The organism is Maritalea mediterranea (assembly GCF_021568695.1).
GTDB lineage: Bacteria > Pseudomonadota > Alphaproteobacteria > Rhizobiales > Devosiaceae > Maritalea > Maritalea mediterranea.
This window is the reverse complement of record NZ_JAKGTI010000005.1, coordinates 33471-53401: the sequence shown is the minus strand read 5'-3', so window position 1 is coordinate 53401 and position 19931 is coordinate 33471. Positions and strand designations below refer to the sequence as shown.

Here is a 19931-nt window from a genome sequence, read left to right as displayed (position 1 = left end):
GCCTGTTCTAATATGCTTAGGTCAAATTGCGGGCGAAATGAGGACCCAATGGAAAAAAAGCCTGACCCCAAAATTGCTGAACAGGCCCTGGCCGAAGCCAAGGCCCGACGGGCTGAAATTGATGCAAAACAAAAAAAGGCCCCCAAAGAGATCAACGGCAAAAAGGGGCCTGATCCAGCACGCTATGGCGACTGGGAAAATAAAGGCATTGCCTCAGATTTCTGATTCTTTCGATTCGGCGCGCGCCTCTTTGTGGTGCTCATAAGCGGCCAGCGCGTCTTTGCGCGATTGCTTTAGATCCACCATCGGCTCGGGATAATTGGAGCCATCCAACCCATATTTTTCACGCATGTCTTTTGGCGCGTCCCACGGGGCATAGAGATAGCTCTTGGGCACGTCGCGCAGTTCGGGCACATGGGCACGAATATAGTCGCCCTCCGGATCGAACTTCTCGCCCTGCAACACCGGGTTGAAAATGCGAAAATAGGGCGCCGCGTCCGCGCCGGTGCCCGCCACCCATTGCCAAGACGCGCTGTTGCTGGCCAGATCCGCATCGAACAAGGTGTCTTCGAACCAGGCCAAACCGTCGCGCCAATCCTGTCGCAAATTCTTCGTCAGGTAAGAGGCAACAATCATGCGCACCCGATTGTGCATATAGCCGGTGGTCCAAAGCTCACGCATTCCCGCATCCACAATGGGCACGCCGGTTTGCCCTTTTTGCCAGCGGCGCACAAATTCTTCGTTCTTCGACCAGGTAAAGCCTTCAAACTGGGGCTGAAAATTTTGTTCCGGCAGGGTCGGGAAGTGATAGAGCAAATAGGCGGAAAACTCGCGCCAGCCCAGCTCTGAACGGAAGTGCGCCACATTCTGGTCCTGATCATAATGATCCAGCGCTGCCCACAATTGATGTGGCGAAATCTGTCCATAATGCAAATAGGGCGAAAGCCGGGACACAAACTGTTTGTCCGGACGATCACGGCCCTTTTTATAATTATAGAGCCCGTCCTCGACAAACCGGTCCCAGCGTGCACGGGCACCCGCCTCGCTGATGTCCCACCCCTCACAAATGGTGGCACCCCATTTCAGCTTTGGCAACAGTTTGAGATCATCCAGACCAACCGCGCCATCAACCTTTTTACCAACGTAACTGGCCTTATCCGGGGCTTTCAGCGGCGTACGAGGCGGTTCAGCATTCAGGCAACCTTTTCGATAAAAGGGGGTGAAGACCTTATACGGCCCACCATCTTTTTTCTCGATGGTCCAGGGCTCGAACAGCAGACTGCCATTATGACTCTCAACCTCAATATTTTGATCGGTGAGCCACTGCTTGAGGGCTTTGTCTCGGGCAATCGGCGCCGGCTCATACATGCGGTTCCAATGCACCGCCGTAATCTCGAATTGATCTGCCAATTGCTCGAAAACATCGCGGGCCGCGCCCTTAAACAGCACCAGCCGATCCTGCAGATCCTGATGCAAGGCCGCCAAACTGTGATGCAGCCAGACATTGGAGGCCCCGCCATTTTGCGGCTGATCGCCCACGCCCTGATCGTCTATAAAGATCGGCAGCACTGGCACATTATGGTCCAAAGCCGCGCAAAGGGCGGGATTGTCCGTCAACCGTAAATCCCGACGAAACCAACAAATGGCAATTTTCTGCTTTTGGTGACTCACAACAAACCCTCATACTTTCATCCATAGAACGAACGTATGAGGGTTATGTTCAGATCATTATTCGACAAAGTCCTTGTGGCGATCAGGCCACCTGATTGGCCGCTGATCGCCTCGGTGTGGACGTACCAGGCACCATCTTAACCGCAACCAGCTCGCCAGTGCTCGTCTTAAAGCGCTTGACCACCTGGTCCAAATCACTGGCCCGGCCCTCGGTTTGCTCAATTGCTGCATTGGTCTCTTCCACCAAAGCCGCATTGTGCTGGGTGGTTTCATCCATCTCCCGCACGGAGCTGTGCAGGGTTTCAATTTTTTCTGCCTGAACTTGGCTGTCCTGTGCAAAATCCTTCACCAGCGTGGAAAAGCTGGCCACAGATTCAACAATCTCTTCAAGCGAACGACCAGCACGCGCCACCAGATCCGTGCCGCTATCCACCTCGGTTGTGCTCTTTTCGATCAGGGTCTTGACCTCATTGGATGCTTCTGCCGCATTTTGCGCCAAGCGCCGCACTTCAACCGCGACAACAGCAAAGCCTTTACCGGCTTCGCCAGCCCGCGCCGCTTCAACTGACGCATTCAGAGCCAGCAGATTTGTCTGAAACGCAATATTGTCGATCAATTCAATCACGGTGGAGATTTGCTTTGAGCTTTCATTGATTCGCTGCATGGCCGCATTGGCTTCGCGCATCACCTCGCCACCGCGCTGGGCCACTTCCTGTGTGCGCAGCGATCCCTGATGTCCTTCCTGTGCCCGCTGGGCATTGGCTTGCACCATATCGGCAATCTCTTGCATGGCCGCAGACGTATGCTCCAACGTCGCCGCCTGTCGCATGGTGCGGGCTGCCAAATCGTCGGAACCGGAAAGAATTTCGCTGGTGGCTGTCTTCAGGGCCCCGGATGTTGAGCGCAATCCGCCAATAATATTGGTCAGTTCTTCAGCCACCTTGTTGGTGTCATCGCGCAGCCGGGCGAACGCACCTTGATAATCGCCTTTCACCCGTTTGGATAAGTCCGCCTTGGCCAAATAGGACAAAACTTCGCCGGTATCGGAAATACCCTGATCAATCGTTTCCATCAATTGATTGACATTTCGGCCCAGCTGATTGAGGCCTTCATCCCCGAAATCAGCCCGCACCCGCTTGCTCAGATCGCCTTCAACCGCAGCATTCACGACTTCGCCAATTTCACAACGCAGCGTTTCCAACATGTTGGCAAAGTCGCCCATCCGGTCGATCCCCGCATTCACGCCATCCACCGCATGTGAATAGGCGCCCAACATGCCCTCTTTGCGGATCTTGCGATAATAGCGCCCCTCACTGGCCGCCTGCATCGCCAAATAGCTCTCGCGCACAAAGGCATCCGCTACATCAATCATGTCGTTGAATGTATCTTTGACATCGCTGCACTCACCCTTGGCGCCAACTGCCGTCAGACGGGCATCAAAATTGCCTTGCCGCAGCTCTTCGGCCGTATTCTTCAGCCTGCCGATAAAGCCCCGCACACACAATAGCTGATGCGCCATAAAGCCCAGCACCAGCAGGGCGGCCGTCCCAAGGATTAACTCAAACCATTGGGGCGTTTGAACAAACTGGCAAATGATACCGGCAAACAACAAGGCGGCGAGCGCGCTCAACGCGCGAAAAATGTTAGAGAGTGAATACGAATTCGTCATAATCCATGCCCAATTCAGCCAGTATTTCTTCAAGTTTTTCCGTAGAGGCCTTCAGCCCCTCTTTGCGGTTCTGATGGCTGCCCTCAACCGCCAGGAGCATTGCGTAAATCTCGCTGATTTTGGCGATTGCTTCAGGTCGCGCATGCCGACGGTTGGAGTGATAAGAGGTGACTTCGCCCCGCGCATTGCGACTGGGGGTCACATGGGCAAACACCCAATAATGATTGTTGTTTTTCGTGGCATTGACCACATAGGCAAAAACCTCGCGGCCCGCCATCAACCGGTCCCACAGCAGCTTGAAAATACACCGCGGCATGGCCTGTGAACGAATGACATTGTGGGGCTGGCCCAACAAGTCACGCTCATCATATTCCGCCAAATCCAGAAACATCCGGTTGGCATATTGGATATGACCTTTAAGATTTGTTTTGGAGACCACGATCCGGTCAGGATCAAATGGACGCTGTGCACCTTCAGCGACAAGCATGAGCACCTCAAAATGGCTTGGTCAATAAACTTTAAGTACGTAAAAATCCTGATTCATCGAATTCTTGATTCATATGTTTAAAATCGAATAAACAAGAACCGAATTTAAGCATTTTTCAAAAACAAAACATCGGCTTTACTTAAACACTACAGACCGGTGGGATGGTTACAAAAACCTGATTTCTTCAGGCTGGTTACAGCTGCAACCATTAAAAATTCATTAAAAATGCCGCCGCGCCAAGCGCGTGCGGCAAAATGACGCAAGCCAGCTTTAGTCAGCTAGAGCGAAAGATCAAATCAGGCCAGAAGCCCCAATATCACGCCTTGCACGATCATCACCCCCATCAAATAGCCTGCATCAATAACAGTCAGGCTCGCCTTTTGGCCCTGATAAGCATGGTTGAGCACCATTGAGGTCAAAATAAAGCCAAACCACATATGCGCGCCGATCATCACTGCGTCCCAGATTTGGATATCTGTGGCGCTGGTGTCGACAATCGAACGCGTCAGCAACAGCAAAAAATAAGCCATAATCAACTGACACACACCGGCGATGATGAACGGCATGGGCGAAGCTTTGCCATCGGGCATCAGCTCTTCTCTGGTTTTGCCCAAAGCATTCATCCATTGCTTGCCAAGGGCAGTATATCAGCCCATGCCCAGCACCATGCTGCCCACAGCGGCCAGCAACACAGCCAACCAGTTCACATCTGCAAAATGAGTCATCTTTTTACCCTCCCAGAAAAGATGAGATGAGTGCCTTATTGGCACTCAGCAAGAACTATGGATTCACGCCACCCATTTTGCAAATAATTTTCCACTCTTTTTCAGTAACTGGCTGAACAGAAAGCCGGGAATTGTTGACCAATACAATATCTTTGAGGTCCGGATGCTGCTTTACATCTTCCAAAGTGATCGGTGTTTCAAGACTTTCCACGGCCTCAATATCAACGCACTCCCACCGCGGATCATCAGTCGTACTGTCCGGATGGGCTTCGGCGGTCACCCGCACAATGCCCACGATCCGCTTTTCATTCACGGAGTGATAAAAAAAGCCTTTATCGCCGACTTTCATTTCCCGCATATTGTTGCGGGCCTGATAATTGCGCACGCCATCCCATTCTTCCGGCGCGCCCTTGTTTACCTGATCATCCCAGCCCCATGTGTTGGGCTCGCTTTTAAACAACCAATACGCCATTTTACTTGTTCTCCGGTGGGTTAATGGCCCAGTTCCATTCAGTCACCCCGACTGACTCAAAAACGCCCTGGGTCACATAAGGATCTGATTCGGCATAGGTGCGCGCCGCGGTCATGGACGGCACATCAATAATGATCAAACTACCGGTGGGATTGCCATTCTCGTCGAGATAGGGCCCGGCCAATTTCAGCTGATCGCCCAGATCCTGCCAATAGGCCAAATGCGCGGCCCGCGTTTCTTTGCGGGTTTCCAGCGCGTCCGGGCGATCCCGCCCCGAAATCACAAAATACATATCACTCTCCGTCTATTCTGACCGCAAGGGCCGTCTCATCAATTGCGCCACCAGACTGTCAATCGGTGCTTCCCCGCGCAGCAGCGCGTTCACCGCTTTGATTATCGGGGCTTCAACGCCATATTTTTCCGCCAACGCTAGCCCTACTGGGCTGGAATGCACGCCTTCCGCCAGCTTCGCCCCGGAGGCCACAATTTCATCCACGCTTTCGCCCGCGCCCAGCCGATAGCCAAAGTCAAAATTGCGCGATTCCCGCGCCGTACAACTCAGGGTCAAATCCCCCAGCCCGGCCAAACCATTCAGGCTCTCCTTGGTCCCACCCATGGCCTCCACCAGCGGCCCCATTTCGGCAAAGGCCCGCGCCATAATCGAAGACCGGGCGGAAAGGCCCAGATCGGCCCCATCCACCGCGCCACAAGCCAGCGCATAGATGTTTTTAAGCGCCCCGGCCAATTCCACGCCGACAATATCGTCGCTGGAATAGGGGCGAAAGGTCGGCCCCGCCAACAGATCAACAATCTCATGCGCTGCCGCAAGACTTTTGCCCGCCAGCGTCACCGCCGTGGGCTTGCCCTGCGCCACATCCACCGCGAAACTGGGTCCGGACAAGACAAAAGCATGTGCCGTGGGGCAGGCTTCGGCCAAAATTTCGCTTTGCCGTTTAAGCGTATCTTTCTCCAGCCCCTTGGCACACAGAATAATGGATTGGCCTGCCAACCGGTCCGCCCCGATTTCCGCCAACACCGCGCGGCTGGCTTGCGCTGGCACCACAAGCAACACCGCCTGCGCCGCCTCAATACCGTCATAGCCCAGCTGCGCGGTCACACGCGCGTCCATCTCCACCGTTTTGAGGTAATGAGGGTTGCGGCGCTCTTCATTTATGGTGCGGATCGCCACGTCGTCGCGCCCGCACAACACCACCGATCGACCGCCCAGCCCCAGCGTATGCGCCAGCGCACTGCCCCAGGCCCCGGCGCCAACCACATAAATGGATTTCTCACTCACACCGCATCCCCTTTTGCTGCCAGCGCCATATCCGTCTCATCCAGTGGCCATCTGGGCCGTGCTTGAAAGTCAGGCCCGTCCTGTGCGCCCAGATTAAACCGCTCGATCCCCGCCCAGGCAATCATCGCCCCATTATCTGTGCACAACTGAATCGGCGGCACCACCAGTTCAGCACCATATTCCACCGCCAAATCCTGCAGCAATTGGCCAATGGCGCGGTTGGCGGCCACACCGCCCGCCACCACCAGCCGCGGCGGCAGATCGGGAAATTCAGTTTGAAACCGCGCCAGGGCCAGCCGGCAGCGATTGTCCAAAATTTTCAAAATGGTCGCCTGAAAGCTGGCGCAAATATCGGCCACATCCTGATCGCTGAGGGGCGCAGCCTTTTCTGCCGCCAACCGCACTGCAGTTTTGAGGCCGGAGAAGGAAAAATCCAGCCGCTTTTCTTTCAGCAAGGGCTTGGGAAAATCAAACCGCGTCGGGTCGCCCTTTTTTGCCCATTGCTCCACCTGCGGCCCCCCAGGCATACCCAGATCGAGCATCTTCGCCATCTTGTCGAACGCTTCCCCCAGCGCATCATCAATGGTGGTGCCCCAGCGCTCGTAATCGCCGACCCCTTTCACCAGCACAAATTGGCTGTGCCCGCCCGACACCAGCAACAAGAGATAGGGGAACTCAAGTCCATCCGTCAGGCGCGGGGTTAAGGCATGACCCTCCAAATGATTGATCGCCAACAGCGGCAAATCATGGGCATAGGCCATTGCCTTGGCGCTGGTCAGCCCCACAAGCACACCGCCAATCAGCCCGGGCCCCGCCGTGGCCGCAATCGCATCCAAATCGCCAAAGCCAAGCCCCGCCTGCTCAAGCGCTTGCGCGACAATATGATCCATATATTGCACATGGGAGCGGGCAGCGATTTCCGGTACAACACCGCCAAAGGCTTTGTGTTCGTCAAATTGGGAGCGCACCATATTCGCCAAAATCTCAGCGCGGCCATTGCCATGGCGGCGCACAATGGCGGCGGCGGTTTCGTCGCAACTGGTCTCAATGCCCAGAATGGTGGTTGTTGCTTGCCCCATAGCTTTGATTTCGCTAAGCCTTCATGAAAAGAATGACCAAATAACCGGCCCCTAAGCCCTATACCAAGTGGATTGAACATTGCAAACAGAACCCGCATCCAAACCGCGCCTCACCATCGGCACCCGCGGCTCCCTGCTCGCCCTGGCCCAAGCCAAACAGGTACGCCGTGAGCTGGCGAAAAAGACCGAGCTGGACGAAAGCGAGATCGCCATTGAAGTGATCAAGACCAGCGGGGACATCATTTTGGATCGGCCTCTGTCTGAGGTGGGCGGTAAAGGGCTGTTCACCAAGGAAATCGAAGTGGCGCTCTATGAAAAGCGCATCGATATTGCGGTCCACTCCGCCAAGGATGTGGCCACCATTTTGCCGGACGGCATGTTGCTGCCCGCCTTTTTGGAACGGGAAGATACGCGCGACGCCTTTGTATCGTTAAAATATAAAAGCCTGGCTGATGTGCCGGAAGGGGCCAAATTCGGCACCTCCTCCATTCGCCGCGGTGCCCAGATTTTGCGTCAGCGCCCGGACCTGCAGATTGTTGAATTTCGCGGCAACGTGCAAACCCGCATGAAAAAGCTGGAAGATGGCGTGGCCGAAGCCACCTTGCTGGCCTATGCCGGACTGAAACGGCTGGAGATGAGCCATATTGCCAAAGATCTGATCGACCCCACCATCATGCCACCCGCGCCGGGCCAGGGGGCACTGGCCATCGAAACCCGCGCCGAAGATGATGAGATCAATGATTGGGTGCGCACCCTCAACCATGCGCCCACTGCCGCAAAAATGGTGGCCGAGCGTCATTATCTGCATGGGCTGGATGGCTCCTGCCGTACCCCGATTGCTGCGTTTTCAACGTTAGAAAATGATGAGTTGCATATCTTTGGCCAAGTTCTATCCTTGGACGGGCAAACGGTTTATGAGGCGGAGGTTTCCGGCCATGCTGCTGATGCAGAAGAAATTGGCAAGGAACTGGCCAAAATCATCAAAAACGCGGCAGGGGACAAGTTTTTCGAAACCTTTGAAAAGCGCCCGGACTAGAGGTCAAATATGAACGAAACCGGTAAATCTATTTTGGTCACCCGCCCCTTTCCCGGGGGCCAGAAAACAGTTGCCGGTTTAATGGGGCTGGGCCACCGACCTATGGCGGTGCCGCTTTTTTCCAAGCGTATTTTACCCGTCGACCTGCCCTCGCCCTTTCAAATCACCGCCACCCTGTTCACCTCCGCCAATGGCGTGCAGGCGCTGGCTCGCGACGATATTGAGATCGGGCATAAATTGCTGCCTTGCTTCACGGTGGGAGACACGACGGCCCAGGCGGCCACTCATGCCGGATTCTCCAATCTTTTGTCGGCCAAGGGTGACGCTCAGGATTTGATCGCGCTGATCGAAAAAATGGAACTGACCGGGAACTATTTCTATCCCTGCGCCATTGATCGTAAACCTGATATTGAGGACCATTTCCGGGGCACCGGCGTCAACATTCAGGCCACCCCCGCCTATGAGATGACGCCAATCAAGGATTTACCCCCCGTGGTGGTGACACAGTTGCAACAGGGTGAGATCGACGGAATATTGATTTATTCCGCCCGCGCGGCCACACAATTTGCAAATCTTTGCGCCAAGAATAAAATAGATTTGAGTGGGCTGCCCTTCTATTGCCTTTCACCCAATATCTGGGCGGCATTGGAGGCCGAAGGCGCCACACAAGGATTTGTCGCAAATGCGCCAAATGAAAACGCTTTGTTTGAACTCTTGGCATAAGTTCCGAAACCAAACACCAAACGCTGGCTAAAAAGGTTTTTCAATGGTCGATGATAATAAAAAGGGTCCTGTGCGTCCCCCCATTCTTGATGCGGAAGCCAAAAAAACAAGTTCTGCCGATCAAAAATCGACCGAGAAAAAGCCCGTCGACGATAAACCGAAATCAACAGATAATAAGTCCCAGTCGACCACTGCAAAGCCTGCCGACAAAAAGCCATCCGAGCCGCCTAAATCCGCACCGCCGAAAAGTGACGACGGTGAAGGAGGTGGTGCGGGCACCTTTATAGCCGCCATCGTGCTGAGCGCAGCCTTGGGCATGGCTGGCACGGCTGGATTGGCCTATTATAAAGTGTTTCCGTTCAATCAGTGGGCCGAGCAGTCTGATCTGGCACCAGAAATCGCCAAGCTGCAAAAACGCATCTTTGACCTGGAAAACGCGCAGCCCGATCTGTCGCCGTTCGCCACCCAGAATGATTTAAAGGCCCTGCAAAGCGAGATCGAGGCGATTGATACAGACCAAATTGAGCAGGCCATCGCCAATATTGAATCGCAACTGGCCACCATCAGCAGCCCGGATGAGACCACAACACCAGTCAATCTTGGCCCGATTGAATCGGCGCTTAACGCGTTGGAGCAAGATGTAGCGAATCTGAAACAAACCCAGCAGCAACTGGCTGATCGCGCGGCCAGTGCTTCAAACGATTCGCCAACGGCACAATCGGGGCCGGAAATTGATCTGTCACCGCTAAATGACCAATTGCAGGCGCAGGGCGAAACACTTGCTACCCAGGACGAAACATTGGGCGACCTGCAAAAACGGGTGCAGACGCAAAGCCAGGAACTTGCCAGCTTGCGGGAAGAGATTGCCGCGCTGCAATCGCAAATCACGACGCTGGAAGAGGACCAATCTGCCCGGCAAGCCGCAGATAGCGCCATGGCAGCGGCGCGCATTCCGATCCTGATGAGCGAAATTGACGCCGCAATCAATAATGGCCAGCCCTTTGCCGCTCGGCTGGAAGAATTGACCAACTATCTCAAAATCACCCCGCGTGACGAGATTATGGACATTGCGCAACAAGGCCTTGTACCACCCAGCGAACTTCTGGCGCGCTATGAAGCGCTGCGCCCCACTTTGCTGGCCGCGCGCCCGGATATGGCAGAGGATGCGCCCTGGCAGGACAGGTTGCTCGGCACGTTGAAGGATGCCGTCAATTTGCGGCCGCTGAATGCAGACGGCACCGACCCGCTCGTGCTGCTCGACCAGATTGAAACGGCCTTGGCCGCCCAACGGCTGGCGCGGGCGCAGGAATTGATCGCTCAGTTGCCCGCACCTATGCAGAATGCAGCCTCACCGCTGGCCACCGCAATTGCCAACCATCTGCTCATTGAGCAATGGCAGACTGAGATGCGCACCAGCCTGCTCAACCAAAACCAACAGGGTGAAGGAGACGCACAATGATTCGCATTTTCATCATCGTCACCTTCTCTCTGCTGATCGCCTGGGGCGCCAGCATCATCATGTCGGTGCCCGGCGAGGTAGTAATTACCGGCTTTGGCTATCAGATGCAGCCCAGCCTCGGGATCGTGCTGTTCGGCCTGATCCTTTTGATGCTGATTACCATTATTGTCTGGGCGATCATTCGCCGCATTTTTGGCATTCCAGCCCTGTTTTCCCGCGCCAATGAAAAGCGCAAACAGCGTAAGGGCGTGGATGCTCTATCCAACGCTATTATTGCGCTGCAAACCGGCGACCCGAACAAAGCCCGGCAGTTGGCCCGCGAAGCGCGCTTAAAGCTTGAGGGCAACACCGCCGCACAATTGCTGGAAGCCCAGGCCAATATGCAATTGGGCGAATTAAAGCAGGCCCGGCTGCAATATCGGGAAATGATCGAAGATCCCAAAACCGCCATTGCGGCCCTTTCAGGCCTTTATGAACAGGCCCGCCAGCAAAAACGTGAGGATGCGGCGCTGCAATTTGCCCGCAAGGCCGCCAGCCTTTCCCCAAAACTGGAGTGGGCGCAAAAGGCCATTTTCGCCCATCTGGCGAAAGAGGGTGACTATGAAGACGCACTGGCGCAATTGGACAATATTCCCTTTGATCGCGCCGACCGCGACACCCAAAAGCGGCTCGACGCAGTGTTGCGCACCGCATTGGCCAAGGAACTGGAGGAAACCGAACCCCAGCGCGCCATCGCCTTTGCCAATGAAGCGTTAAAAAAACAGCCTGAATTTGTGCCCGCCGCGCTGATTGCCGCCCGGCTCTATATTTCCTCGGGTGAAGTGCGCAAGGCTTCCGGCCTGTTGCGCCGGGTCTGGCGCGCCAGCGCCCACCCGCATATTGGCGAGCTTTATATCCACGCCCAATCTGGCGCATCCGCCGTGGAGCGGCTGAAGCGCGCCAAAACCATGGTCGTGGAACATCCAGATCATCTGGAAAGCGCCATCTTGCTGGCCAATGCGGCCATTGCCGCCCATGAATGGGCCGATGCCCGCGCCGCGCTGCAACCCTTTACCGACCAGCAGGCCACTCAAAAAGTGTGCACCTTAATGGCCGAGATTGAACAAGGCGACACTGGCGATCAGGGCAAGGCCCGCGCCTGGCTGTCCCGCGCCGTCACCGCCAAGCCGGACGCCACCTGGATTGCCGATGGCATCAGCGCCGACGAGTGGGAGCCGACCTCGCCGCTCACCGGCAAGCTGGACCAGTTCGAATGGAAAGTGCCATCACGCAGCATGGCCAAGCCCAACGGGCCCGCCAAGCCTGCGCCATCGCCTGCACCGGCACAACCAAAAGATGAAGCGACGCCAGCCCCCTTGCCTGCGCCGCCAAATCCCACCGGCATTTAAGGTCTCAGCAATCGGCGTCGGGCAACACCGCGTGACGTCGGTTGATGAAAAGAAGCAGATTACGCCGGATCAGATTCTTCCAAATCAACACCGGCAAACCCTTGATGAAGTCAAGAAATGACCCCCTGCCGCTGCGCCCCATGGTGCGCGCCACCATGGGTGGCGGCACAGGCTTGAAATAACTTTTCACATTGGCAGGTTTGCCATTTAGCAACAAGCGAAGCGCTTTGGCCGTGGCTTCGGGGTTGTTCCAATCTGCGTTGAACACCACGCAACCATTTTTATTAATGATAAAAACGGCGTTTGGGTAACCGCCATAGGCGCTATGGGCCGTTCCGTCCAAATCATCCACCAGAATGGTGCGTTGCTCGCCATCTTCAGTGTGCAACCTTTGAGCCACGCCTTGTTTCTCCGCATAGCTTTGGTGCGCCCCTATGCTTTTGCCCGGATGCGCCTCCCGCACATAAAGAATAACAAAATCGATGTGAGGGAATCTTTCCTTCAAATTGCCCATGCTTTTTCGCCGCCCCTGAAACAGGGGACAGGTGATGGACCCAAGTTCCAGCACCAGAAACTCACCGTCAAAATCGAGTAAACGACGTGGCGCGCCATTCACGTCTTGCAGCATAAAATCTGGCGCTTTCTGCCCAATCTTTGGCCCGCGAAAATGATCCAAATCATAATCTCCGGTTGAAAATTCGTGATAATTATAGTCGCTCATTTTGCCGCTCCTCTGGTTAGCGGGTTGAATTTGGCGTTAGATTTTGCGTCATTTTACGCAGCAACAGGGTGAGCTGCGCGACCTCGTCACCGCTTAGATTTTGTTGGGCCTGGGCGATAAGGTCCTGCGCGATTGGCTTCAATTGCGCTTCCAGTGCACGGCCTTTATCGGTCAGAAAAACCCGCATTTTCCGGCGATCATGAGGATCCGCCTCTCGGCGGATCATCTGTTTTTTCTCCATGCCATCCAACAGACGCGTGACTGTTGTGCGATCACGAAAGGTCAGCTCGGCAATGGCGCTGGGCAACCGCCCATCCTCCTGCCATAGCATCAACAATACGGCCCATTCCTCCGCCGCAATTTTATGACCGGCACGTGCAAATTTTTGCCCCAACTCTCGCCGGACCAAAAAGCTCAACCTGTTCACCCAATGCAGCGGGATATCTTCATAATTCATCATAATAGATGCAATATACAATAGTTGTATTGTACAATCAATAGTGCATTTTACGCTTGACCGATTCAAATTTCGGGCGCAGAATCTTGATTAGTTTCAACAATTCGGAAGGAGGTGATCCATTGTCTATTCGATATCTAGATCAGAAAAAGGGCTTTGGAAGTGAGGTGCTGTTAGAGGGGCCAACGCACCGCTAACATCTTCTTCCACGCAGCCAAAAGGCGCAAAAGTTCCTTTATGCTGATATATATCGACGAAGGGTTGCCGGGATATTCCCGTGCAACCCTTTTTCATTTTGGCTCGCAAACATCATACAAAAATCTTGTCCAGCTGACGCAAATAACGATAAATTATAGCGAGCGCCGCTGTAGCTCAGTTGGTAGAGCACGTCATTCGTAATGATGGGGTCGTAGGTTCAAGTCCTATCAGCGGCACCAGTTTTTGAGCATTGTGCCTAATTGCCTTTCGAAGCTGACCGCCAATCTCCACTGGAATGGGACGCCGACAGGAAATCCTCAATTTGAGCGCGCACCTGCATCTGCCCCAATAAAGGCCGCGCGAAGGAAAATAAGATTTTATAGTGCCCCGTATCTGACAACACCACACTTTGATGCGTCACACCATGTTGCGCCAACACCTCGGAAAGCTGTTCCTGGTTCCAAAGCTTCACCACATCATCCTTTTCGCCATGAAACATCAGGCTGGGTGGGCTGGCGTCGTCAACAAAATGCACCGGTCGCGCAAGATCAGCATTTGCGACATCGGCAAAGATTGATTGGGTGCTGGGCCACTCTTTTGGGTTAAAAGCGTATGGTCCGGCCAAGCCGACAAAAGCCGATGGGGCAGGTGCGTCGTCTGGCCGATAGGTTTCACCATAGGCCAGCAAGGCCGCGATGTGGGCACCGGCGGAATGCCCCATCACCACAATATCGCGCCCCGACTCTTTGGCCATTTCCTGCCAGACCCAGTCATAGGCGCGCTTTGCATCGGCCATAAAGCCAGCAAACTGCACTTGCGGATACAAACGATATTCGGGGATCACCACATCATAGCCCTGCGCCGCCAGCGCCGCGCCAACGAAATAATAAAAAGGCTTGTCGCCCATGCGCCAGCCGCCCCCGTAATAAAACAGAATAATCGGCTTATCCGCCGATGCGGCAGAGGGCGCTGCCGGATAGACATCAAGCTTATGCCGCGGCTCAGGCCCATAAACATGTGAACGCACATCGCCCCGATAGGGCGCGGCCATCAAATGGCTCAACCCGATCAACGCCTTATCACGCGCAGGCGGATAAAACACCACCCACGCTAGAGCAGCACTCACCACCGCCAAAATAATCAAACTGCCAATCAGAATGCGCACAATGTCTCCTGTTTCGATATAATGGATACGAAAAACCAGCACCATCAGTTTCATCCCGTGGCAGGAAAAGCGCATATGCTTGACGCATAAGCGGAAAATCAGATTCTATTTTGCCATGGAAAATAGCGTCATCATCCGCGCTTTTCGCGATCCTGATTGGCCAGCCATCTGTGCCATCCATAATGCGGCACGCAAAGTGGAGCTGCGAGCCGTCCGATTGCCCGATCATGCTTATCTGCCGCTGCAAAAATCACATATTGCTGAAGGCTTCCTTTCCAACCGTATCATTGTGGCGGAATGCCCGATAAACAATGAAATAAAGGGCTTTGCCGCTTTTCGCCCCCGCGAACTGACTTGGCTTTATGTTGCGCCCAACCATTTTGGTGAGGGCGTGGGCCAACGCCTGATCAGCTATATTCTTGAAACCACGGAACGACCGCTGGACGTGCAGATGCTGGATGGCAATAAACGCGCCCAGCGGCTTTACGAAAATATGGGCTTTCGGCCGCTCAAACGTACCCGAGGCAAGATCAGAGGCCAACGACCTGTTTCGGCCATTGGCCTTACCCTACGGTTAACCGACTAGCCGTTTATAAAGATGCCAGGTGGCGTGACCCAAAATGGGCAACGCCAAAACCAGCCCCAAAAAGGCAGGCACCATCGCGACAAAGGTGAACAACACAATCACCGCCGCAAAACCGATCATGGGCAGAAAATTTTTGGTGACCGCTTTAAAGCTGGTGATGATGGCGGAGACAAAGTCCAGCTCCCGCTCCAGCAAAAGCGGCATCGCCACCACTGTTGAAGAGAACAAAACAAAGGAGAGACCGGCCCCCACAAGCGTGCCCGCAGCCAGAAAGCCCAAACCCTCCGACGTGGTGGTGATCACGGCCAGAAACATGCCGATGGACGAAAAGCTCTTAAAGCCCAAAAAAATCGCCAACAACAACCGTACCTGATAAACCCAGATCCAGAATACAAAAAGGATCACGAACGCCATCCAACCCAATTGTCGATCTTTTTGCCGGAACATAAGCCCAAAAATCTCGCCCATTCTCAGCGGCTCGCCCGCCTGCAGCCGGCGAGACACATCATAAAGCCCGACCGCGATAAAAGGACCGATCAGCGGGAAGCCGATGGCGATGGGAATAATCATCCAGGGCATATCGTAAATGACGAGCGCTGCCAGAATGGCGAAACCGCCCAGCACGTAAAAGCCCCCAAATAGAAGCCCATATTGCGGGGCCCGCATAAAATCATGCCAGCCAGCGCCCAGCGCCTGCCCAACATCAGACAAAGTGATCTTGTTGACCCGCGGCAAGCCGCCCGATCGTTGTGCCGTTTGTGAATTTTCGGTCATATCTCTCCCTCAACCGAACAGAGCCAATAACGCTCTCACCCTCCAAGTCCTGCGCCTCCACGCGAAAGACTTGATCGGCATCATCCCCTGCCACCATCAAAGCAAGGAAAGCAGAATGTAGCAATCATTATTCGAGGGAAAGACGACCGGCTAAACCGCCTGCCCCGCCACCCAGGCGGAAGACCAGGCCCACTGAAAATTATAGCCGCCGAGCCAGCCGGTCATATCCACGACTTCGCCGATAAAATAAAGCCCCGGCACTTTCTTGGCTTCCATCGTGCGATTGTCCAACTCGTCGGTCGCCACGCCCCCAAGCGTCACCTCGGCGGTGCGATAGCCTTCTGACCCGGTGGGCTTGATCATCCACTGCTCTATGGCTGTGGCTAGGCTTTTCAGCTTTTTGTCGCTGATATCGGCCAGATTGCCGCCAAGCTGCTGTGTCTCGAGCACAAAGTCCACCACCCGCTTGGGCAAATGTTGGCTCAACACGGTCTGTATTGCCCGCTTGCCATTTTCCTGCCGCGCGGCCCGCAACTGCGCAAACAAATCCATGCCGGGCAGCATATTCACTCCGATCTGGTCCCCTTCCCGCCAAAAGGACGAAATTTGCAGAATCGCCGGGCCACTCAAGCCACGATGGGTGAACAAAAGCGCTTCATCAAAGCGGGTTTTGCCATGGCTGACCCGCGCCGGATCAATCGCCACCCCGGCCAGCTCTTTAATCGGCGCCAAGGTCGATTGATCAAAGGTCAAGGGCACCAAGGCCGGCCGCGTCTCGACCACGCGCAAGCCAAATTGCTGCGCCACATCGTAACCAAAACCCGTCGCCCCCATCTTGGGGATCGACTTGCCGCCCGTGGCCACCACCAATTTGTCAGCTTCGACCTGTTCATCATCCAGCTCGACAACAAATCTGTCGCCGGTTTTTTGCACCCTATGCACATTTGTCTTCAGCCGCAGCTCAACGCCTGCATCCCGTAAATCATCCAGCAACATATCAATGATGAGCTGCGCACTCTCATCGCAAAAAAGCTGGCCCAAAGTCTTTTCGTGAAAGGCGATTTGGCGCTGGCGCACCCGGCCTATAAAATCTTGGGCGGAAAACCGCTTGAGCGGCGAAATGGCAAAGCGCGGATTTTCGCTCAAAAACTGTTTGAAGCTAGTGTTCACATTGGTGAAGTTGCACCGCCCACCACCGGAAATACGGATCTTGTCGCCCGCCTTCTTGGCATGGTCCACCAGCAGTACCCGGCGCCCGCGCTTCCCCGCTTCCGCCGCTGCCAGCATGCCGGCCGCCCCGGCACCAATAATCAACACATCCACTCTATGCAAAAGGCTCGCCTCCATTTGCGACGAGCCTTACGCGGAAATGACAATTAAAGGCAAGGAAATCCTAACCGGGGAGGGCAAAATCACTCAGTAAGCAAAATCGCTCTGGTGAGTTTCCTCCATTGTGGGGAGCTTGCCACACCTTAAAAACCCATGCTAAAAGCAATGCGCTTTCGGAATGGTCCGGGGGCAAAACCTTCTCAGGGCGGGGCGAAATTCCCCACCGGCGGTAAATGGGGCAACCCATAAGCCCGCGAGCGCCTTTTGGTCCTGCCAAAAGGGTCAAGCAGATCTGGTGCAACTCCAGAGCCGACGGTTATAGTCCGGATGGAAGAGAAGGGGGTCGACCGAATGGCATGTGCCGCGACGGAACAATTTTCCCCGCGCAAATGTCGTTTATCGAAATACCCTGATCACGCCCTGATTCATATCTGTTCGGAAAGGAACCGACACATGGATCAGTCTGCAAATCTGTCTTTGCGCAACCCGGCCCTATTGGCCGGTCTCTATATGGTGATCGCCGGCATTGCGTTTGCTGCCGTTAATTCGCTCACCCAATTGGCCACCCTCACCCATGGCACGCCCTCAACGGCGGCGGCCTTCTGGCAATATTTGCTGGCCTTTTTGATCATGCTGCCGTTGGTCAGCCAGCTTGGCTCCGGCGCGCTGAAAACCAAACGCCCCATTATGCATGTGATGCGGGTGATCGCCGCGTCAATTGGCGTGCAGCTCTGGGTGCTGGGCCTCGCCAAAGGCGTGCCGATCTGGCAGGCCATTGCCTTGATCATGACCTCCACCTTCTTTGTCACCATTGGCGCCGCGCTGATCCTGCGGGAGACCGTGGGCTGGGCCCGCTGGGCCGCGACGCTGGTGGGCTTTGTTGGCGGCATGATTATTCTGGAGCCCTGGGCCGAAGGCTTCACTCTCAATTCCTTGCTGCCGGTGGGCGCGGCCCTGTTCTGGGCCATCACCTCCTTGTTCACCAAAGAGCTGACCAAAACCGAACATGCAGATTCCATCACGCTCTATCTTTTATTGCTCACGACCCCCGTTAATGCGCTATTTGCCTTGTCGGCGGCGCAGGGCAATGCGGAAATGAGTCTGCTGGATGGCTTTGCCATCTCAAACAATATGGCGCTGATCTATATTATTGCCGCGGGCCTGTTGGTGGCGCTGGCGCAATTTATGATCACCAAAGCCTATGCCACCGCCGATGCCGCCTATGTGCAGCCCTTTGATCATCTGAAACTGCCCTTTAATGTGTTGGGCGGCCTTTTGGTGTTTGGCTGGGTGCCCACAGGCAATCTATGGGTTGGGGCGGCTTTGATTATTGTCGCCTCTTTATATATTGCCCAGCGCGAAGCAAAACAAAGACCATAAAGCAACAATCAAACATTGAGGGGGCTTTAAAGCCCCCTTTATTGATCCAGATCAATAAAACACATGTTATCTTTTTGATTTATAAATTTTTTTTCAGATTTTCGCACATTTAGTTTGATCTAGGACAAAGAAACCTCTCCAAACATCACCTACCTTCTCCTCATCAAGACCAACGAATGAGATCTTAAAGGAGAATGTCATGGTCACCCGTCGTCAAACAATTTTTGGAGCCCTCGGCACAGCAGCAGCGCTAACAGCGGTGGCCAATTTGTCACCGCAGGCTTTGGCCGCTGACAATGTAGACGAGATGCCACGCAAAAAAGTGAAATTGGCACCTCCTCCGTTTGTGCACGAGCATGAGCAAGTTGCCTCAGGCCCCCCACAGGTCGTTGAATTTGAAATGACCATTCAGGAAAAAGTCTGGGAAGTAGATGATGAAGGCACTGTTACCCACGCCATGACTTATGATGGCTCTGTGCCTGGTCCTATGATGGTGGTGCATGAAGGCGACTATGTTGAGTTGACCCTCATCAACCCAGAAAGCAATGAACTGCTGCACAATATCGACTTCCACGCCTCAACAGGCGCATTGGGCGGCGGTGCATTGACAGAAGTTGCCCCAGGCGAACAATGCGTATTGCGCTTTAAAGCCACACGTCCCGGCACATATGTTTATCACTGTGCTCCCGGCGGTTCTATGATCCCATGGCACGTTGTCTCAGGCATGAGCGGCACCATTATGATCCTGCCTCGTGATGGCCTGAAAGACGAAAAAGGCAACCCATTGCGCTATGACCGCGTGTTCAATATCGGCGAGAATGATTTCTATATCCCACGGGATGAAAACGGCGAGTACAAAACATACGAAACCGTATCAGAAAGCTTCTCTGACCAGATTGAAACCATGCGCGGCCTGATCCCCACTCACGTGGTGTTCAACGGCAAAAAAGGCGCCCTGACTGGTGAGAACGCCCTGAAAGCCAAAGTTGGCGAAACCGTTTTGTTTGTGCACTCACAAGCCAACCGCGACACACGTCCACACTTGATTGGTGGCCATGGTGACTATGTTTGGGAAGCTGGCAGCTTCAACAATGTGCCAGACCGTGACCTTGAAACATGGTTCATCCGGGGCGGCTCAGCCGGTGCAGCGCTTTACACCTTCTTGCAGCCCGGGGTTTACGCCTATGTGAACCACAATCTGATCGAAGCGGTCGAGCTTGGCGCCACAGCCCACGTGCTGGTTGACGGCGAATGGAATGACGACCTGATGAAACAGGTTAAAGCGCCCGGCCCAATCAGCAAATAAAGCTGACAC

At 54.5% G+C, this 19931-nt stretch carries 20 protein-coding genes, 1 tRNA gene, 1 pseudogene and 1 riboswitch; of the genes and pseudogenes, 9 read left to right on the top strand and 13 right to left on the bottom strand.

The window, feature by feature from the left end; genetic code table 11:
- Positions 1-48 precede the first annotated feature (48 nt).
- A complete protein-coding gene (locus L1I42_RS15900) occupies positions 49-225 on the top strand; it encodes a DUF1674 domain-containing protein (protein WP_236115729.1) in 177 nt (58 codons plus the stop codon).
- Here the strand turns inward: L1I42_RS15900 and L1I42_RS16415 are convergent.
- The 8 genes and pseudogenes from L1I42_RS16415 to tsaD form a co-directional block, all read right to left on the bottom strand.
- Positions 214-1671: a cryptochrome/photolyase family protein gene (locus L1I42_RS16415; RefSeq protein WP_369413110.1), complete on the bottom strand. Its 1458-nt coding sequence runs from the start codon at positions 1669-1671 to the stop codon at positions 214-216. The two genes, L1I42_RS15900 and L1I42_RS16415, sit on opposite strands and share 12 nt — an antisense overlap.
- Before the next feature lie 82 nt (positions 1672-1753).
- Complete coding sequence (locus L1I42_RS15890) at positions 1754-3340, bottom strand: methyl-accepting chemotaxis protein (protein WP_236115727.1); 1587 nt, start codon at positions 3338-3340, stop codon at positions 1754-1756.
- Entirely contained in the window at positions 3315-3827 is a 513-nt protein-coding gene (locus L1I42_RS15885; RefSeq protein ID WP_236115726.1) for a PAS domain-containing protein, read from the bottom strand. Before L1I42_RS15885 ends, L1I42_RS15890 begins: the two co-directional genes overlap by 26 nt.
- A 296-nt stretch (positions 3828-4123) precedes the next feature.
- Positions 4124-4462 (bottom strand): annotated as a pseudogene (locus L1I42_RS15880) (DUF1761 domain-containing protein); the annotation flags it as partial.
- 145 nt (positions 4463-4607) lie between these two features.
- Entirely contained in the window at positions 4608-5024 is a 417-nt protein-coding gene (locus tag L1I42_RS15875) for an EVE domain-containing protein (RefSeq protein ID WP_236115724.1), read from the bottom strand.
- Position 5025: 1 nt separating this feature from the next.
- Positions 5026-5316, bottom strand: a complete 291-nt coding sequence (locus tag L1I42_RS15870; protein WP_236115723.1) for a YciI family protein — start codon at positions 5314-5316, stop codon at positions 5026-5028.
- A 12-nt stretch (positions 5317-5328) separates the two neighbouring features.
- Positions 5329-6321: an NAD(P)H-dependent glycerol-3-phosphate dehydrogenase gene (locus L1I42_RS15865; protein WP_236115722.1), complete on the bottom strand. Its 993-nt coding sequence runs from the start codon at positions 6319-6321 to the stop codon at positions 5329-5331.
- Entirely contained in the window at positions 6318-7400 is a 1083-nt protein-coding gene (gene tsaD, locus L1I42_RS15860) for a tRNA (adenosine(37)-N6)-threonylcarbamoyltransferase complex transferase subunit TsaD (RefSeq protein ID WP_236115721.1), read from the bottom strand. Before tsaD ends, L1I42_RS15865 begins: the two co-directional genes overlap by 4 nt.
- Before the next feature lie 79 nt (positions 7401-7479).
- Between tsaD and hemC the strand changes: the two genes are divergently transcribed.
- The 4 genes from hemC to L1I42_RS15840 are packed head-to-tail and all read left to right on the top strand — an operon-like array spanning position 7480 to position 12006.
- Positions 7480-8436 carry a hydroxymethylbilane synthase gene (gene hemC / locus L1I42_RS15855; protein WP_236115720.1) on the top strand — a complete coding sequence of 319 codons (957 nt, stop codon included), beginning with the start codon at positions 7480-7482 and terminating at the stop codon, positions 8434-8436.
- Positions 8437-8445: 9 nt separating this feature from the next.
- Entirely contained in the window at positions 8446-9159 is a 714-nt protein-coding gene (locus L1I42_RS15850) for a uroporphyrinogen-III synthase (RefSeq protein WP_236115719.1), read from the top strand.
- A gap of 43 nt (positions 9160-9202) precedes the next feature.
- Entirely contained in the window at positions 9203-10618 is a 1416-nt protein-coding gene (locus tag L1I42_RS15845) for a hypothetical protein (RefSeq protein ID WP_236115718.1), read from the top strand.
- Positions 10615-12006 (top strand): heme biosynthesis protein HemY, encoded by a 1392-nt coding sequence (locus L1I42_RS15840; RefSeq protein WP_236115717.1) that lies wholly within the window; start codon positions 10615-10617, stop codon positions 12004-12006. The genes L1I42_RS15845 and L1I42_RS15840 overlap by 4 nt, the downstream gene beginning before the upstream one ends.
- A gap of 4 nt (positions 12007-12010) precedes the next feature.
- Here the strand turns inward: L1I42_RS15840 and L1I42_RS15835 are convergent, their stop codons facing one another.
- Together L1I42_RS15835 and L1I42_RS15830 are read right to left on the bottom strand one after the other, a co-directional pair.
- A complete protein-coding gene (locus L1I42_RS15835; RefSeq protein WP_236115716.1) occupies positions 12011-12727 on the bottom strand; it encodes a deiodinase-like protein in 717 nt (238 codons plus the stop codon).
- Between the two features lie 16 nt (positions 12728-12743).
- Positions 12744-13187: a MarR family winged helix-turn-helix transcriptional regulator gene (locus L1I42_RS15830; RefSeq protein ID WP_236115715.1), complete on the bottom strand. Its 444-nt coding sequence runs from the start codon at positions 13185-13187 to the stop codon at positions 12744-12746.
- Between the two features lie 358 nt (positions 13188-13545).
- Between L1I42_RS15830 and L1I42_RS15825 the strand changes: the two genes are divergently transcribed.
- Positions 13546-13621, top strand: a tRNA-Thr gene (locus L1I42_RS15825).
- A 17-nt stretch (positions 13622-13638) separates the two neighbouring features.
- Here L1I42_RS15825 and L1I42_RS15820 read toward each other — a convergent pair.
- Entirely contained in the window at positions 13639-14592 is a 954-nt protein-coding gene (locus tag L1I42_RS15820) for an alpha/beta hydrolase (protein ID WP_236115714.1), read from the bottom strand.
- Between the two features lie 70 nt (positions 14593-14662).
- Here L1I42_RS15820 and L1I42_RS15815 point away from each other — a divergent pair, with 70 nt between their 5' ends.
- Entirely contained in the window at positions 14663-15133 is a 471-nt protein-coding gene (locus L1I42_RS15815) for a GNAT family N-acetyltransferase (protein WP_236115713.1), read from the top strand.
- Here L1I42_RS15815 and L1I42_RS15810 read toward each other — a convergent pair.
- Positions 15122-15907 carry a DUF2189 domain-containing protein gene (locus tag L1I42_RS15810; protein ID WP_236115712.1) on the bottom strand — a complete coding sequence of 262 codons (786 nt, stop codon included), beginning with the start codon at positions 15905-15907 and terminating at the stop codon, positions 15122-15124. The two genes, L1I42_RS15815 and L1I42_RS15810, sit on opposite strands and share 12 nt — an antisense overlap.
- A 150-nt stretch (positions 15908-16057) precedes the next feature.
- Complete coding sequence (locus tag L1I42_RS15805) at positions 16058-17239, bottom strand: BaiN/RdsA family NAD(P)/FAD-dependent oxidoreductase (protein WP_236115711.1); 1182 nt, start codon at positions 17237-17239, stop codon at positions 16058-16060.
- A gap of 189 nt (positions 17240-17428) precedes the next feature.
- Positions 17429-17579: riboswitch (FMN riboswitch) on the top strand.
- 110 nt (positions 17580-17689) lie between these two features.
- Here L1I42_RS15805 and L1I42_RS15800 point away from each other — a divergent pair.
- Positions 17690-18616 carry a DMT family transporter gene (locus tag L1I42_RS15800; protein ID WP_236115710.1) on the top strand — a complete coding sequence of 309 codons (927 nt, stop codon included), beginning with the start codon at positions 17690-17692 and terminating at the stop codon, positions 18614-18616.
- A 199-nt stretch (positions 18617-18815) separates the two neighbouring features.
- Complete coding sequence (gene nirK, locus L1I42_RS15795; protein ID WP_236115709.1) at positions 18816-19922, top strand: copper-containing nitrite reductase; 1107 nt, start codon at positions 18816-18818, stop codon at positions 19920-19922.
- Positions 19923-19931 lie beyond the last annotated feature (9 nt).